Consider the following 14686-nt stretch of genomic DNA (forward strand, 5'->3'; position numbering starts at 1 on the left):
ATCTTTCACCTTGGCGACAGGCTCAACCGCTTCGTCGCGTCCACTGGATGGCGCCCGCGGGCACTTCCCCGGCGGCGGCCTGCCGCTGCACGGCGCCGTTCGACCACACGACGTAGCGCTGGCGGCCGCCGGGCTCGCCCTGCCGGCCGGCCCATTCGATGGTGCCGAGCGCCTGCGGCTTCGCGGGCGTCGCGCGCGGTATCTCCGTCTTCGCGACGGCGGCGCTCGCAAGACGCGCGCCCCCTGAAGGCAGTTGCGCAGGCAGTTGCGCGAGCCGCGGGCCGCCAAGCTGTTCGTTGAGACGGTCGGCCTTCAGCGCGCCCACGCGCATGTTGCGGATATGGCGCAGCGTCTCCACGGGCAATTCGCTGGTATTGAGCCCGTTCCATAGCGCACGGCCGCGCGTCGAGAGGTTGTAGTAGATCGAGACGCCTTCGCGCAGCCGGGCCGCGCGTTGATCGGGCGGCAGGCGCAGGCGGTCCACCTTCTCTGCGCTCCATGCGGCCGCCTCGCGCAGCAGGCGCGCCGCGGCATGCACGGACTCCACCGTGTCGTCGGGGTTGCGCAGTCCGACGGCCTTCGCGGTCGCGGGCTCGAACTGCGCCACGCCGCGGCTCACGACGCCGTTCTTCCCGAGACCGTCGCGCGCCACCCAGCTGCTCTCGGCGTGGATGACGCCGTAGAGGTCGCGGAAATCGAGGCCGACGTGCTGCAGGCCGGCACGCTCGGCGGCCGTACGCGACAGCATCAGGCGCGCATCGGGCGCGAGGACGGCCTGCGCATGCGCAGTCGTGACCGCACCGAAAAGACAGGCGATCGAGAAAAGGTGTCGAAGAGGTGGGCGTAGGAGAGTCGGCATGAACGATGTCAGACCGCTCCTACACCCAGGGTTCCAGCTCGGCCATGCCCCGGGCCGTGAATCTTTCGCGGTTCTTCAATCCGATTGCGCGACCATGTCGAATTGATGAGACTCGTCGTCGTGGGAAAGCAGGACGCGGGTACACGTCGTCTTGCAGGCCCAGGTCTGCTGGACGACCGGCCTCGTGACGCTCAGCGACGCGGGTTGGAATACGACTTCGCAGTGGCCGCCCGGCGCCCGCGCCGATTCGTAGCGGATCGCGTCGATGGCCGGCTGGACCCGCCGCACTTCAACGGCGAGCCGGTGGCAGTGCGAATAATCCTCGGGGTGCCGCCAGACCGCGCGATGCGCCGCCCAGGGCGCGCGCATCAGGTCCAGCTCGACCCCCACGAATCGCGCCTGGAAGAAGGTGAGTTCGGTGATCAGCTGGCCATCGCGCAGGCCGTCCGAATCCATGAGGAATCGCCAGCGCCAGTACGCCGTCTCGGCCGCGACGGTGGCCGTCTCCTCGGCGCCGTACCACGCGCCGAGCTCGAACGGCCGGCGAAAGCGCGACGGCCAGGGCGAGGCGTAGCGAAAGGGTGTGGAAACGAGGTAGTGAGCGCCCTGCGAACCGGGCGACATGGGCGGCTTGCTGGCGTCGAGCAACTCCTCGAGCACGCCCTGCTCGTCGAGGTCGTCGACGAGCCGCATGGTGGCGACGCGGTGCTGCGCCTCGACCCCGCGCCACAGCGTGCGCTGCCGCGGCGCGGCCTCGCGCAGCCACGACTCCTCCCAGAGCATCGGCGTCCGCGGATCAGATCGGCGCGCGCGCCGCGTCGAGGTAGCCCACGACACGGACGAGGCCTTCGACCCGCTGGACGGCTTCGCGCGGGGTTTCGTTGAAGGCGCGATTGAAGCCGGTCATCCAGGCGCGGCGCTGCTTCTCGTCGTTGCCGACCAGCGCGTCGAGCGAGCGATACACGCGCACCAGCAGCGCGGCCATCTCGGCCGGCTTGGTGCCGACTTCGAGCGATTTCTCCCCGCTCGCGAACCGCGAGATCTGCGACTCGCTCAGGCCGACCACGCGCGCCAGTGCCGCATGGCTCAAGCCCAGCAGCTCCGAGGCACGCAAGGCGGCCTTGGTAAGCACCGGCCCGGGCGCGGGCGACTGCACTTGCTTCGGGATCGACATCATGAGGCGAATCCTCCTGTGGAAAGTATATCGCAGCAATTCAATCTACAGCAAGATTCAGCTTGCGCGATACCAAGCCACGCCGTGCTCGTCGAGGCTGCGCGTCGCCTCGCCCCGGCCGATGAGGTAGTTGAGGCAGGCCGTCGACTCCCCGGTGGCCATGCCCAGCAGCGGCGCGTCGGTGGCATCGATGGGGCGTGCGAACAGCGCGCCGAAGACGTCGATCACGCGCTTCGGGCCGGTCTTCAGCGTGCGGCGCAGGCGCTCGAACGCCTTGTCCTGGCCGCGGCCGAGCGCCTCGAGCCGCGCATGCAGGCCGTGGAAGGCGTCGTTGTGCGCGGGCAGCACGAGCACGTCGTCGGGGACTTCGGCCTTGACCTTGGCGAGCGAGGCATACCACTCGGACATGGGGTCGGCCTCGGGCTCGCTCGCATGCACCGACACGTTGGACGAGATGCGCGGCAGCACCTGGTCGCCGGAGATCAGCAGCTTGAGCGCGGGGCAGTAGAAGCACGCATGCTCCGGCGAATGGCCCCAGCCGGCGACGACGCGCCAGGTGTTCCCGCCGAGGACGAATTCGTCGCCGTCCCGGATGCGGCGAAAACTGTCGGGCATGGCATGGATCATCTTGCCGAAGCCGCCGAAGCGGCTGCGGTAGGCGTCGATGGCCAGCGGCGACCAGCCGGCGCGGCGATAGAAGTTGATGCCGTCCGCGGGCGCTTCGCGGCCGGTGTCCGCCACGGCCGAACGGCAGGACAGATATTCGAGCCGGGTCATCGACAAGGGAACGTTCGCGCGGCGCGTGAACCAGCCCGCGAGACCGACGTGGTCGGGGTGCATGTGCGTGACGTAAACGCCTTTCAGCGGCCGCGCCATCGGCCCCTCGGTCAGCAGCGGAATCCAGCCCGAGAGACTCTCGTCCGTGTTCATGCCGGTGTCCACCAGGACCCAGCCGTCGCCATCGTCGATGGCCCACACGTTGATGTGATCGAGCTTGAAGGGCAGCGGCAGGCGGATCCAGCGCACGCCGGGGGCGACCTCGATCCAGGCGCCGGGCTCGGGCGCGGTGAAGGGGTACGTGAGCGCGGGCGCGGTCGGTTCGGTGGCGGTCTCGTCGGTCATCGGTCGATTTTGCCAGCGCGGGCGAGCGGCCCCGATTGCCGCATACTTCGGCTCCCGTGAACGCCGCCGTCATCCACCTCGACCAGCTTCGCCAGCGCCTGCGCGCGAATGGCGCGGGGCCGTCGCACGAGTACCGCGTGCTGCGCCTGTGGTCGCAGGCGCAGCCGCAATCGGCCGGCAAGCGGCGGCTGGAGGATTTCCTGCCGGCCGCATTGCGCGCCGCGCTTCCCGAGGTCGAGGCCGAACTCGCGTCGATCGCGCGGTTGCGCTCCATCCATCCCGGCGCGGACGGTTCGGAGCGGCTGCTCGTCGAGCTCGCGGACGGGCAGACGGTCGAGAGCGTGCTGCTGCCGCGCGAAGGTCTGTGCATCTCGTCGCAGGTCGGCTGCGCCGTGGGTTGCGTCTTCTGCATGACGGGGCGCGAAGGCCTGGTGCGGCAGCTCGGCAGTGCCGAGATGGTGGCGCAGGTCGCGCTGGCGCGGGCGCGCCGAGACGTGCGCAAGGTGGTCTTCATGGGCATGGGCGAGCCCGCGCACAACCTCGATGCCGTACTCGAAGCCGTCGACCTGCTCGGCACCGCGGGGAACATCGGACACAAGAACATCGTGTTTTCCACCGTGGGCGATCCGCGCGTGTTCGAGCGGCTGCCGCTCGGTCGCGTGAAGCCGGCGCTCGCGCTGTCGCTGCACACGACGAAAGCGGAGCTGCGCCGCGAACTGCTGCCCCGCGCGCCGCGCATGACGCCGCAGGAACTGGTGGAGGCCGGCGAGACGTATGCGCGTGCGACGGGTTATCCGATCCAGTACCAGTGGACCCTGCTGGAAGGCGTGAACGACGGCGCCGACGAGATGGATGGCATCGTGCGTTTGCTGGCCGGCAGGTACGCGGTCCTCAACCTGATTCCGTTCAATGCCGTGGAGGGCACGGACTTCCGCCGGCCGGACTGGGAGCGATGCGTCGCGATGGCGCGCGAACTGCACCGGCGGGGCGTGCTCACGAAGCTGAGGCGCTCGGCCGGGCAGGATGTGGATGCGGGGTGCGGGCAGCTGCGGGCGAGGCAGGCGGGGTGCACGCCGGACGCTCCTTCGGATGGCAGCGGCCGAGGCGGTTGAACGGATCGGACGTCACCGTCTCGAAGTGCCCGGGCTTGTCCTTCGCCGGATCGAAAAGCACCCCCTTCGCCTTGAACAGCAGGGCCTCCAGCACGGCGGCGTTGGTCGACAGCGTGATGTTGTCCTGCGGCGCGCCACCGGCCTCGAAGCGGCCCTCGTACCAGCCGCGGTCCGGGTCGTAGAGGTACTGCACCGAGCGCATCAGCTCGCGCGTGTAGTCCGTGGGCCAAAGCGCCGCCATCGCGAACGCGGCGCGCGTGTTGACGATGGCGAGCTTGTCGTATTCGCGGCCATCATGGCCGATGGTGTTCCACGCATAGCCCGCCGCGAACACGGCGTCGAGCACCACGTAAGGCGCGTCGCGCACCTGGTGGTCGCTACGCGCGGTGAACTGCTTCTCGCGCCGCCAGCGCTCCTCCTGCACGTGATAGACGCTGTCGGCCAGCGCGCGCAGCGGCGACGCCGCGCCCAGCTCCATCGCGGCGAAGGCATAGGGCATGGTCAGCACCGGCGTCTGCGAGCCGCTCGTGCGCGCATCGCGCGCGTCGTAGCGGATCGGCGTGCCGTGGATGTTGACGGCCTCGGTGGGCGGCACGGCCAGGGTGCGCCGCATGTCGAAGCCCCACGCCGCGTAACCGGCCGCCGCGAGCTGCTCGTAGCCGAGCCGGCCCTCCGCGTAGCGGCTGAGCGAAGCGCCCGTGCGCGAGGTGCCCGTGAGCACGCCGCAATCGTCGATGACCTCGCAGAAACTCCAGCGCAGCACCGCCTTGTCGGCGTACTCCGCGAACCGGGGGTGCCGCTGGCGCACGATGCGCAGCCACAGCAGCAGCCGCCCGATGTCGAGCGCCGACCAGCCGATGTCGGCCGGGCGGCCGTCGAAGCCGACCATCTTGCCGCTGGCGGCGCTGTACGCCTTGTTGGGGACCTGCCCGCCCGAGAGCTCCATCGTGCCGATGAAGCCCAGGAGACGCGAGAGGCGCTGGTCGAATTCGCGCGCGTCGATCACGCCGAGCTCGTGCGCGGCCACGACGGCCGCGAGCGCATCGCCCGCATTCCACGCGGTGAAGACCGCCATGCGATCGGCGCCCGCGACGAGGCCGCTGTCGTAGTCGGTGTTGTTCTCGACGTAGCGCCAGGCCGTGCGCGCCCACTGCAGCTCGGGCGAAATCGTGCGCGGCCCGGAGGGCGCCGCATCGGCGGCCGCGGCGCCGCGTCCGGACGCGGAGCGCACCAGGGCACCGCAGCCGGCCAGCGTGGCGGCGGCCGCGGCGGCGGCGGCGAGGCGAAGACTCGTGCGCCTCAGCATCCGGGCGCTCCCGTCGTTGCAGTGGCAGCGGGCGTGCCCGAGCCCGGGCCCGTACCCGCAAGCCGCCGGCAGCGCTCCCACAGCGTCTCGCGCGGGGGGCCCCAGCGAAGCAGCTTGCCCTGGGCCTTGTACAACAGCGCCGCCAGCATGATCCCGTTGTTGTTCGCCGTGAACGCGCGGATCGGTCCCTTGCCGTTCTCGAGCACGCCCTCGAGGAAGCCCTTGTTCGGATCCGACTGGTCGGCGATGGCGGCGAACAGCCTGTCCGTGTACTCGGAGCGCCACAGCACCCACATGCCCAGCGCCGCCTTCAGCGAGATGGCCGCGAACTGCGGCACGTACTTGCCGTCCTCGGTGATCGTGTTCCACGGGTAGCCGTCGGTGAACACCGTGTCGTAGACGAACCAGGGCTCCTGCGAGAGCTGGTGTTCCGAGCGCGCGGTGAGGATTCCCGTGGCGCGGAAGCGATTTTCCTGCGCCTGGTACACGCGGTGCGCGTACTCGGCCATCCACGGGTGCGAGAAGCGGTCGTCGCCAGCGTCGCGGTCCAGCGCGAGGTCCCAGTTGAACTCGATGCCGTCGAGCACGTAGCTTTCGGTCACCACGTAGTTGTGCTGCGAATACTTGCGCGGATCGCGCGCGTCGTAGGGCACCTCGACGCAGTAGATGGGCACCGTGGCCTGCGGATCGGCCCGGGCGGCCAGCGTGGTATCGACGCCCCAGAGCTCGAAGCCCTTGGCCGCGTACTCCTCGTAGCCCAGGCGCCCTTCCTGCACGTACTGCGTCTTGCCGGCCTTGTCGACGAGCGCGCCGAACATCATGCCGCCCTTGTCCACCACGTTCTGCAGCTTCCAGCGCAGCACGAACCGGTCGATGGCATCGGCATGCGCCGGATAGCGCTCCTTCACGATCTTCAGCCACACCAGCAGCCGCCCGAGGTCCAGCGCCGAGAAGCCGATCTCGCCCGGCTTGTTGCCGTAGTCGGTGGGCTGCAGCGTCTGCGTGTTGTAGACCTTGTTGGGCAGTTCGCCGCGGAAGAAGACGAGCTTGCCCAGCGCCCCGATGGCGCGCGCGAGCCGTGCATCGGCATCGGCGGCGGGGATGATGTCCAGTTCGCGCGCCGCGACGATGCCCGCGAGGTACGACGCCGTGTCCCACATCGTCGAGGACGGATAACCGTCCACCGCGTTCGCGAGACCCGATGGCTGCGTGTTGTTCTCGAAGTACTTCCAGGCCGTGCGCGCCATGGCGAGCTCGCGGTCGGTGAGCGGCGCGCGGCGCTGCGGATACTTCGCGGCGGGAATGTCGCCGGGCTTGCAGTCGGCGGCGCCCAGCGATTGCGCGACGGGCGGCCGCGCCGCGTTCGTTTGCGCAGGCTGCGACTGCGCGCCGCACGCGAGCGCGACGACAGCGAGCAGCGCCCCCAGGAGTTGGCGCATCACGGCGTCGCCTCCCGCCAGGACAGGAGCCGGCCGCGCGCGATGTACGCGAGGCTTTCCAGCACGACCGCGTTGGTGTTCGCCGTCAGCGACTTGTTGGTCGCCCGGCCCTCTTCGTACAGCCCGGCATACCAGCCGCGCGCGGGGTCGTGGAGCCCGGCCACGGCCTCGACCAGCTGCGTGGTGTACGGCGTGCGGTACAGCGCATGCCAGCCGAACGCGGACTTCACGGAGAGGCTGCGCAGCGCCGAGGCGTCTTCGCCCTTCTCGGTGAGCGCCACCCAGTCGCGGCCGCCCGAATGCGCCGTGTTGTAGACGAACCAGGGCGCGCGGTCCACGTTGTCCTCGCCCACGGCGGTCAACACGCCGCTCTTGCGGTGCCGCGCCTCCTGCGCCCGGTAGAGCCGCCACGCGCATTCGCGCAGCGACCGGCCGAAGCCGAGTTCCATGCCGGCCAGTACGTAAGGGTCGCTCGTGATGAAGGTGCGCGCGCCCTCCTTCTCGCTGCGGTTGTCGGCGCAGATCTTCACGCCGCCGACGTCCACCAGCCGCAGGTAGGTCAGCGGATCGGCCGCGCGGTCGGCGTCCACGCCCATGAGCGCGAGCGTGCGCGCCGCGTATTGCTCGTAGCCCCCCCGCCCCTCCTGCACCGACTGCGCCGCAGCCCCCGGCCGCACCTCCATGCCGAGCAGCAGGCCGTCGCGCGCGAGCTGCTTCGTGTCCCAGCGCGCGATGACGGCGCGTGCCGCGGCCGTGTGCTGCGGATGCCGCCACACGATCACGTTCAGCGGAACGATGAGCCGGCCGAGGTCGATGGCCGACCAGCCGATGCCCTGCGGCGCCGGCTTGTTGTCGTAGTCGGTCATCGCGAGCGTGGCGACGTCGTAGGCCTTGTTGGGCAGCGCGTTGGCGTAAAGCGGGATCCGCGCGAGCGATTGCAGCGCGAGCGACAGGCGCGCGTCGAACGCGACCGCATCGACCAGCGCCAGATCGCGCGCGGCCAGCAGCGCCATGAGCGACGAGGCGGCATCCCACATCGTCGTGGAGCCGAAGTTGTCCACCGAATTGACGAGGCCCGTCTGCGCGTTCGCGTTCTTCTCGAAGTACGCCCAGGCGATGCGTGCCCACTGCCGCTCCCTTTCGGTCAGCGCGCGCGGCGCGGGCTCGGCCGGCAGGTCCGGGCTCGCGGCGAGAACCGGACCCGAGGCGATCAGCTGCTTGCCGCTGTTGCGCTCGATCCACCACACGGCGGCGAAGGCGCAGACGATCGCGAGAATCCACACGATCGAGCTGCGCGCGCGCACCAGGTTGCTTTCTTCCATGGTCGTTGTCCCGTCCTCTCTCATGCCGCGGCAGGCGCGGCCGCGTCCTCGTCATCCGGCTGCCACAGCGACGCCCGCACGAGCGGCAGCATCGCGAAGACGTTGTTCAGTCCCCAGGCCACGTTCACGATCAGATTGGGCAGCTCGGCCTCGTTGCCCTGCACGAACACGCGCCAGGCCGCGTAGGCGAGCCCCCCGAGCGTCAGCGCGATCACGGCGATCTGCGGCCTGACGAGATGCAGGAAGGTGCCCTCCTGCCGCTCCTTGGGCGTGACGTGGAACTTGATCTTCTCGCCGCGCAGCACCGTCCAGAGCGCCCGGAAATTCACCGAGAAGAACGAAAGGTAGGAGGCCTTCCCGTCCCAGCTGCGCTGTCCCCAGGTGCCGACCATGAAAGCGAGCTCGGTCGCGATGATGAAGGGCAGCGCGTGCAGGTAGAACGCGCTGGAGTACGACGCCAGCGGGGCGATTCCGGTGAACAGGTAAATGATCGGCGCCGCGAGGAAGATCACGTTCCACAGGCAGCCGAAGTACGACCAGAAAGTGGTCAGGTACATCATGCGCTGCGCCGTGGTCATGTGGCCGCGCCACAGCGGGTTGTCGTGCAGCGCGATGTCGAGCGTGCCGCCCGCGTACTTGAAGCGCTGGATCAGCCACGTGAGCAGGTCCTGCGGCGAGAGCATCTTGGACTCGACGCCCGGATGCAGCACCGACTTCCAGCGGCGCGCGCCGTCGTTGTGCAGCACGATGGAGGTGTAGATGTCCTCCGACACGTGGAACTTGTAGGGCGTGAGTTCCGTCTCGAGCGCGACCTGCGTGCGCATGGCGTCGCCGAAATCGGCGCGCAGCGTGGAGTCCGGGATCTCCTGCGCATAGCGGCGCACTTCCTCGTCCACCGCGAAGCCGAAGTTGCGCAGGGCCGCCTGCATCACCGCTTCGCGCCGATGCACCGAGCCCGCGCCGCAGCAAAACGACGCATGGCACCAGTTGCGCCGGCGCAGGATCACGTCGTAGAACACCTGCGGGTCGTTCACGAACGGGTCCTGGCCGATGCGCACGGGTCCGATCAGTTTCTCCACGCCCTTCCCGAGCCAGCGGCCGGGCGCGCCGAGCCCGCGCTGCAGCCACTGCGGCAGCCGCTTGCCCTCGGGGATGTCGTAGAACCACTGCGGCGTCTGCACCCACGCGACGTCGGGGTCGCGGAAATAGCCGAGGGTGTTCTCGAGGAAGGTCGGGAACAGCCGCGTGTCCGCGTCGCAGATGACGATGAAGTCGCCGCTCGTTTGCTCCATCGCATTCCGCAGGTTGCCGGCCTTGAAGCCGACGTTGTTGGTTCGCGAGATGTAGAGCACACCCTCCTCGTCGGCGACCTGCCTCATCGTCGCGCGGCGGCCGTCGTCGAGCACGTGGATGCGCAGGTCGAGCGGATGCGGATAGCGCACGCGCTTCGCGTCGCGGATGGAGATGCGGACGAGCTCTTCTTCCTCGTTGTAGGTGGTGATGAATACGTCCACCGCGAGCGGCCGCGCGGGCGCCTCCGGCTCGTCGACGCACTCGTCGAACGTGGCCGGCGCGGGCTTTTGCGGCGTGTCGCGCGTGAACCAGAGGTTGAAGGCGAAGAGCGCCAGGCCGATGTAGGCGAGCGTCTCCGCCACCGCCAGCGGGATCGCGAACCACAGCGCGTCGAAGTTGAGCGAATCGGTCCAGCGCCAGCGGATGTAGTTGGCCCCGAGCACGAGGCACACGATCGCGAGGAACTGCCACAGCAGCTCGCGCGCCGGCGAATGCGGCATCGGCGGCGGCGGGCGGCGATGTTCGAACTTCTCGAAATAGAAACTCAAGGCGATCCCTTCACGCCCTCAGGCGCTTCACCAGCCGCAGGCGGTTCACGCCCGCCACCCGGCTGTAGGCGACGTCGTCGAACGCCATCTTGATCAGGGCGAGGCCCATGCCGCCCTCGGGCAGCGACTGCAGGTCCGCCGCGTCGAATTCGAACACCGCCGGGCTGGCCGCCTCCAGCGCCGACGCGTCCATCGCCGCGCCTTCGTCCCGCAGTTCGATCTCGAGCGCCTCGTCGCACTCGTCCCAGGAGAGCGCGACCCCGGCCCCGGCGGGCCGCCCGGCATAGGCGTGCTTCACGATGTTGGTCATGGCCTCGGCCACCGCGATCTCGATGGCATGGCAGGCGTCCGGCGCGAGCCGGCCGGGCATCAGCGCACGCAGCTCGGCCGCGACCCGCGTCACTTCGGCAAGCTCCGCCCGCAGGCGGAACTCCGCATGGCCCGGACGCGCGCCGGCGCTCATTCGTTCATCCGCCCAGCCGGGCGACGGCTTCGTCCCGGGAACCGAGCAGCGCGAACACCTTGTCCATGCGCGTGAGCTTGAAGAGGCTCTGAACCGCCCCCTTGGCGTTGCAGATCGCCACCGCGCCGCCGCCGAGGGCCTTGAGGATGGACACCATGGCGCCGAGGCCGCTCGAGTCGACGAAGTCCACGTCCTCCAGGTCGAGCACGAGCTTGCGGCCGGCACCTTCTCCGGGCGTGCTCTCCTCCAGCGCCGCCATCACCGCCGCGCGGAACGCCGGCGCGACGGCGGCGTCGAGCCGCCTGAGGGTCGGCCGTACCACCGTGACGCCGCCTGCGCGGCTGGCCTTCAACATCTCGTCCATGGGTATCTCCGTCGGTCCATCATTCTTTCACCATGCCGCCGTCCACGACAGGGTCACGCTGCCGCCGCGCAGGCCGCCCTCGCCCCGCGCCGCCTCGCGTCCGGGAAAGCGGTTGCCCGAGTAGTTGGCGTACTGCATCAGCCAGGCGCCCCGCGCGGTGGCCTTCTCCCAGCCGAGCGCCCAGTTGTAGTCGGGGTCCCAGGGCTGCTGCTGCTCGCCGCGCGGATACAGGAAGGCCGTGGCCTGCGCGAACACGCCGCCCGCAAGGGTGTAGCGGCAGCCGAGCGACAGCGCGAACTTGTTGTGGCGCAGTTCGGCCGATTCGGCCGTGGCGTAGCGCGGCGTGAGGTGGCCGCCTACGGTACACAGCACGGCGTCGCCGTTCCCGGCCAGGAAGAAATCCTCCAGGGCCTGCGAGAGAAGGAAGCGCTGCACGAGCGACCACTGCCCCTGCGGGAAATTGAAGCGGCCGCCCTCGATGCGCGTGCCGGTGAAATTGGCATAGGTGAGGCCCCAGCCCCCGGGGCTCAGGTCTTCGTAGCCGAATCCGTAGGTGAAGTCGGGGTTCCAGGGCTGCTGGCGCTCGGCGCGCAGATAGCGCAGCAGGGTGAGCTCGACGAACACGCCCGGAAAGCGCTGCGGCTGCCAGCGGCCCGAGAGCTGGAAGGTCGGCGAGACCGCGCGCGACCCCTGCGTTCCCTGCCCCGCCGCGATCTCGACACGGCGCAGGGGGATGTCCACGGACGCGCGGAGGACGAGCGGCGCCGCGCCGCGGCCATCGGCCAGGGGATCGCCCGGCTGGTTCGGCCCCTTGGGCGCGAACACGGGATCGACGCGCGCGGGCGGCTCGTAGAAGGTGCCGCCGCGCTGCGGCGCGGGCGGCTCGAGCGGGATCTCGGCGGCGATGGCGGGGTTCGCCGATGCGATGGCCGCGAGCGTGACGATCGCAGCGAGCACGCCGATACGCGCGGTGGCGTCGGCGAACGCATCGGCGTTTCGCTTCACCGGCTCCACCTGCGGCGCTGGCGTTCGTCGCCCTGGGGCAGCTCGCGCGTCCGCTCGCCGGGGTTCGGGGCTTCGCCCGGGACCGGACTCGCGGCCGGCGCCCCGGTGGCGGGCGAGAGTTCGTCGTCGCGCGCCGGGGCGCCCGCCGCACCCGCCGCACCCGCTGCGCCTCCCGCATCGGCGGGCGCATCGCGGTCCCAGCGCCACACGCGCACCGACGCGATCTCGAAGCGCGCCGGCAGCTTCGTGTCGTCGATCGCGCCGCCCCAGCTGCCGCCGAGCGCGAGGTTGATGCGCAGCCGCATCGGCATGCGCAGCGGATCGAGCCCGCCCGTCTTCGCCTGCTCGGGGTCGAACGCGAAGAGCGGCTGGCCGTCGAGCAGGATGCGGATGCGGTCGGGCGTCCATTCGAGCGTGTGCGTGCGCCAGCTGCCTTCGAAGCCCTTCACCACGCGACTGGCGTTGAAGTGCTTGCGCGTGCGCGCCTCGCGGCCGAAATGCACGGCGGCGAAGGACGTGTCCGGGTGCTTGCCCACCGACTCGTGCAGGTCGATCTCGCCGTACTGCGTGCCGCTTTCGTGAACCAGCCAGATCGCGGGCCACACGCCCGCGCCGCCCGGCGACCTGGCGACCACCTCGACCTTGCCGAAGTGCAGCGGACGGCGCGACACGATGGCACCCGAGGTGTAGCGCGCGGCCCGTCCCCGCGTGCGGAACGCCGAGGAGCCGGGAACGTGGAATTCGTTGCGCACCTCCTCGCGCCTGGCCTCGATCACCAGGGCGCCGTTGCGCACGGCGACGTTGGCGTCCGTGTAGTACTGGCTTTCGCGGTTGCGGTACATGCCGCGCTCGAGCTCCCAGTACGACGCGTCGAGCGCCGTGCGGTTCGCGAACACCTCCTCGTGCTCGAGCACCCAGCCGGCATCGGCCGCGGCCGATGCCAGGACGCACAGTGCGACGGCGGCCTGACTGCGCGCGCGGCTCAACGCATCTCCAGCGCGAGAAAGGTGATGTCGTCGGTGAACGAGGTGCTGCCGCGCCAGTCGACCAGGGACTGCCGGATGGCCGCGCCCGTCTCCTGGAGCGTGCTCGCCCGGCCCTGTGCGAGCAGCGCCTCGAAGCGCTCGAAGGTGTACGGTGCGTCGGACTCGTCGCGGCAGTCCGTGATGCCATCCGAGTAAAGCACGATGCGGGAGCCGGGCTCGAGCGGCACGACCCGGGCCTCGAAGTCCGGCTCGGGCACGATCCCGATGGGCAGGCCGCCCTCGCCCACCGGCACGAACGGCTCGCCCGGCCGCGCCGACCAGAGCGGCGCCGGGTGGCCCGCCTGCACGAGCGCGGCCCGCCGCTCGACCGTGTCGACAAGCCCGTAGGCCATCGTGAGGTAAAGGCTCGATTCCTGCATCTGCAGGAAGCGGCGGTTGTAGTCGGTCACGGCGAGCAGCGCGGCCTCTTCGAGCGAGCCGCCCTTGCGCAGCACCTGGGCATTGGCGTGCTGCGTCGCCGCGCCGAGCTGGTGCTGCGTGTTCACCGCCATCATGGCGGCGGCCACGCCATGGCCCGACACATCGGCGAGGTAGAAGCAGTGGTAGCGCTCGTCGAGCGAGTAGTAGTCGAACGTGTCGCCGCCGACGTAGCTCGACGCCTCGAAGATCCATTCGAAACTCAGGCCCGCAAGCTCGCGCTCGCGCGGCAGCTGGCTCAGTTGCAGCGCGCGGGCGAGGTCGAGCTCGCGTTCGAGCTGCGCATAGGCGTCCGCGAGCTTGCGGTTGCGCTGCAGCAGCGTCGCTTCGAGCTCGATCACGCGCTCGGCGGCGCGCAGGCGCGCGCCGAGCTCCGGCAGCCGGATCGGCTTGGGCAGGAAGTCGTCGACGCCCGCCTCCATCGCGGCCACGAGCGAGGCCTCGTTGCCCATCGAGGTGAGCATGATGCAGTAGCGGTAGCCCGCGCCGGGCATCTCGCGCAGGCGCCGCGCGAGGCCGAGGCCGTCGAGGACCGGCATGTCGAGGTCGGTGAGGACGAGGTTCGCGTCCGCCTGCGCCAGCAGCTCGAGCGCTGCGCGGCCGTCGGACGCCGTTCGCACCTGGTAGCCGCGGCGGCGCAGGAAGGCGGACAGCAGCGCGACGATCATCGCGTCGTCGTCGACCACCAGCGCCTGGACGGATTTCGGGTCCATGACTTCAGTCCGGGCCGCCGAGCGCGGCGATGGCCCGGGCCACGCCGGCGAGGTCCGCACCGGTGCGCGGCGCAAGGTCCTGCAGCGCGACGCAGCTCAACTCGGCTGACTTGGCCTGCTGGCCAAGCGCCTCGAAGCCGAAGGTGCCCGCCGAGCCGGCGAGCTTGTGCAGCAGGCGGGTGAGGTCCGTGAGCGCGGTGCCATCCTCGGGGTGCGCGAGGCACTCGGCGAGTTGCGTGCGAATGGCGTCGAGCTTCCCGGGCAACTGCGCGGCGTAGTCGCGGCGGAAGCCCGCGAGCGCGTCGTCGAAATCGTCGAATTCGTCGGAAGGTGCGGCGTTGGAAGGGGGCGGCATGCCACGTCGCTCAATTCGCCGCGGCGAAGCGAGCGGCCGGGACGGCGGGAACGGAATCGGCGGCTCGTGATCGACGGGACATCGGTGGCGGCGGAAAATTCGACTCGGCCGCATCGTAGTCGAATCCGCCCCCGCCGGGGCGGCCGCA

At 70.2% G+C, this 14686-nt stretch carries 15 protein-coding genes; 1 reads left to right on the forward strand and 14 read right to left on the reverse strand.

Annotation, left to right across the window (positions count from 1 at the left end; all coding sequences use genetic code 11):
- Nucleotides 1-22 precede the first annotated feature (22 nt).
- From AB7E83_RS02150 to AB7E83_RS02165, 4 genes are all read right to left on the reverse strand, one after another.
- On the reverse strand, nucleotides 23-859 hold the full coding sequence (locus AB7E83_RS02150; protein WP_428564926.1) for a hypothetical protein: 837 nt from the start codon (nucleotides 857-859) through the stop codon (nucleotides 23-25).
- Nucleotides 860-934: 75 nt separating this feature from the next.
- Nucleotides 935-1642 carry an RES family NAD+ phosphorylase gene (locus AB7E83_RS02155; RefSeq protein WP_428564929.1) on the reverse strand — a complete coding sequence of 236 codons (708 nt, stop codon included), beginning with the start codon at nucleotides 1640-1642 and terminating at the stop codon, nucleotides 935-937.
- Nucleotides 1643-1655: 13 nt separating this feature from the next.
- The gene (locus AB7E83_RS02160; RefSeq protein WP_428564932.1) at nucleotides 1656-2036 is read right to left on the reverse strand and encodes an antitoxin Xre/MbcA/ParS toxin-binding domain-containing protein; all 381 of its coding nucleotides are present in this window, start codon (nucleotides 2034-2036) and stop codon (nucleotides 1656-1658) included.
- 54 nt (nucleotides 2037-2090) lie between these two features.
- Complete coding sequence (locus AB7E83_RS02165; RefSeq protein ID WP_428564935.1) at nucleotides 2091-3155, reverse strand: MBL fold metallo-hydrolase; 1065 nt, start codon at nucleotides 3153-3155, stop codon at nucleotides 2091-2093.
- Nucleotides 3156-3226: 71 nt separating this feature from the next.
- Here AB7E83_RS02165 and AB7E83_RS02170 point away from each other — a divergent pair, with 71 nt between their 5' ends.
- Nucleotides 3227-4267, forward strand: coding sequence for an RNA methyltransferase (locus AB7E83_RS02170; protein WP_428565464.1), 1041 nt, complete (start codon nucleotides 3227-3229; stop codon nucleotides 4265-4267).
- On the opposite strand, the gene AB7E83_RS02175 is transcribed toward AB7E83_RS02170, so the two are convergent.
- Genes AB7E83_RS02175 through AB7E83_RS02220 form a run of 10 tightly spaced genes read right to left on the reverse strand, consistent with a single transcriptional unit; the run spans nucleotide 4149 to nucleotide 14538 of the window.
- Nucleotides 4149-5573 (reverse strand): DUF3131 domain-containing protein, encoded by a 1425-nt coding sequence (locus tag AB7E83_RS02175; RefSeq protein WP_428564938.1) that lies wholly within the window; start codon nucleotides 5571-5573, stop codon nucleotides 4149-4151. The two genes, AB7E83_RS02170 and AB7E83_RS02175, sit on opposite strands and share 119 nt — an antisense overlap.
- A complete protein-coding gene (locus AB7E83_RS02180) occupies nucleotides 5567-7012 on the reverse strand; it encodes a DUF3131 domain-containing protein (protein ID WP_428565466.1) in 1446 nt (481 codons plus the stop codon). Before AB7E83_RS02180 ends, AB7E83_RS02175 begins: the two co-directional genes overlap by 7 nt.
- Nucleotides 7012-8334: a DUF3131 domain-containing protein gene (locus tag AB7E83_RS02185; protein ID WP_428564941.1), complete on the reverse strand. Its 1323-nt coding sequence runs from the start codon at nucleotides 8332-8334 to the stop codon at nucleotides 7012-7014. Before AB7E83_RS02185 ends, AB7E83_RS02180 begins: the two co-directional genes overlap by 1 nt.
- Before the next feature lie 20 nt (nucleotides 8335-8354).
- Nucleotides 8355-10175, reverse strand: coding sequence for a glycosyltransferase (locus AB7E83_RS02190; protein WP_428564943.1), 1821 nt, complete (start codon nucleotides 10173-10175; stop codon nucleotides 8355-8357).
- A 10-nt stretch (nucleotides 10176-10185) separates the two neighbouring features.
- Nucleotides 10186-10638, reverse strand: coding sequence for an ATP-binding protein (locus tag AB7E83_RS02195; RefSeq protein WP_428564945.1), 453 nt, complete (start codon nucleotides 10636-10638; stop codon nucleotides 10186-10188).
- 4 nt (nucleotides 10639-10642) lie between these two features.
- Nucleotides 10643-11002 (reverse strand): STAS domain-containing protein, encoded by a 360-nt coding sequence (locus AB7E83_RS02200; protein WP_428564948.1) that lies wholly within the window; start codon nucleotides 11000-11002, stop codon nucleotides 10643-10645.
- Nucleotides 11003-11029: 27 nt separating this feature from the next.
- Nucleotides 11030-12007, reverse strand: coding sequence for a hypothetical protein (locus tag AB7E83_RS02205; RefSeq protein WP_428564951.1), 978 nt, complete (start codon nucleotides 12005-12007; stop codon nucleotides 11030-11032).
- Nucleotides 12004-12993 (reverse strand): glycoside hydrolase family 16 protein, encoded by a 990-nt coding sequence (locus AB7E83_RS02210; protein WP_428564954.1) that lies wholly within the window; start codon nucleotides 12991-12993, stop codon nucleotides 12004-12006. Before AB7E83_RS02210 ends, AB7E83_RS02205 begins: the two co-directional genes overlap by 4 nt.
- Nucleotides 12990-14183 carry a PP2C family protein-serine/threonine phosphatase gene (locus tag AB7E83_RS02215; RefSeq protein ID WP_428564957.1) on the reverse strand — a complete coding sequence of 398 codons (1194 nt, stop codon included), beginning with the start codon at nucleotides 14181-14183 and terminating at the stop codon, nucleotides 12990-12992. The genes AB7E83_RS02210 and AB7E83_RS02215 overlap by 4 nt, the downstream gene beginning before the upstream one ends.
- 4 nt (nucleotides 14184-14187) lie before the next feature.
- The gene (locus tag AB7E83_RS02220) at nucleotides 14188-14538 is read right to left on the reverse strand and encodes an Hpt domain-containing protein (RefSeq protein WP_428564960.1); all 351 of its coding nucleotides are present in this window, start codon (nucleotides 14536-14538) and stop codon (nucleotides 14188-14190) included.
- Between the last annotated feature and the right edge of the window lie 148 nt (nucleotides 14539-14686).

Source organism: Ramlibacter sp. (assembly GCF_050250995.1).
Lineage (GTDB): Bacteria > Pseudomonadota > Gammaproteobacteria > Burkholderiales > Burkholderiaceae_C > Ramlibacter.

What these genes read in the sequence shown, in the direction of transcription:
- AB7E83_RS02150 (WP_428564926.1), bottom strand. Translation starts at nt 859, where the DNA reads ATGCCGACTCTCCTACGCCCACCTCTTCGACACCTTTTCTCGATCGCC.
- AB7E83_RS02155 (WP_428564929.1), bottom strand. Translation starts at nt 1,642, where the DNA reads ATGCTCTGGGAGGAGTCGTGGCTGCGCGAGGCCGCGCCGCGGCAGCGC.
- AB7E83_RS02160 (WP_428564932.1), bottom strand. Translation starts at nt 2,036, where the DNA reads ATGATGTCGATCCCGAAGCAAGTGCAGTCGCCCGCGCCCGGGCCGGTG.
- AB7E83_RS02165 (WP_428564935.1), bottom strand. Translation starts at nt 3,155, where the DNA reads ATGACCGACGAGACCGCCACCGAACCGACCGCGCCCGCGCTCACGTAC.
- AB7E83_RS02175 (WP_428564938.1), bottom strand. Translation starts at nt 5,573, where the DNA reads ATGCTGAGGCGCACGAGTCTTCGCCTCGCCGCCGCCGCCGCGGCCGCC.
- AB7E83_RS02180 (WP_428565466.1), bottom strand. Translation starts at nt 7,012, where the DNA reads ATGCGCCAACTCCTGGGGGCGCTGCTCGCTGTCGTCGCGCTCGCGTGC.
- AB7E83_RS02185 (WP_428564941.1), bottom strand. Translation starts at nt 8,334, where the DNA reads ATGGAAGAAAGCAACCTGGTGCGCGCGCGCAGCTCGATCGTGTGGATT.
- AB7E83_RS02195 (WP_428564945.1), bottom strand. Translation starts at nt 10,638, where the DNA reads ATGAGCGCCGGCGCGCGTCCGGGCCATGCGGAGTTCCGCCTGCGGGCG.
- AB7E83_RS02200 (WP_428564948.1), bottom strand. Translation starts at nt 11,002, where the DNA reads ATGGACGAGATGTTGAAGGCCAGCCGCGCAGGCGGCGTCACGGTGGTA.
- AB7E83_RS02215 (WP_428564957.1), bottom strand. Translation starts at nt 14,183, where the DNA reads ATGGACCCGAAATCCGTCCAGGCGCTGGTGGTCGACGACGACGCGATG.
- AB7E83_RS02220 (WP_428564960.1), bottom strand. Translation starts at nt 14,538, where the DNA reads ATGCCGCCCCCTTCCAACGCCGCACCTTCCGACGAATTCGACGATTTC.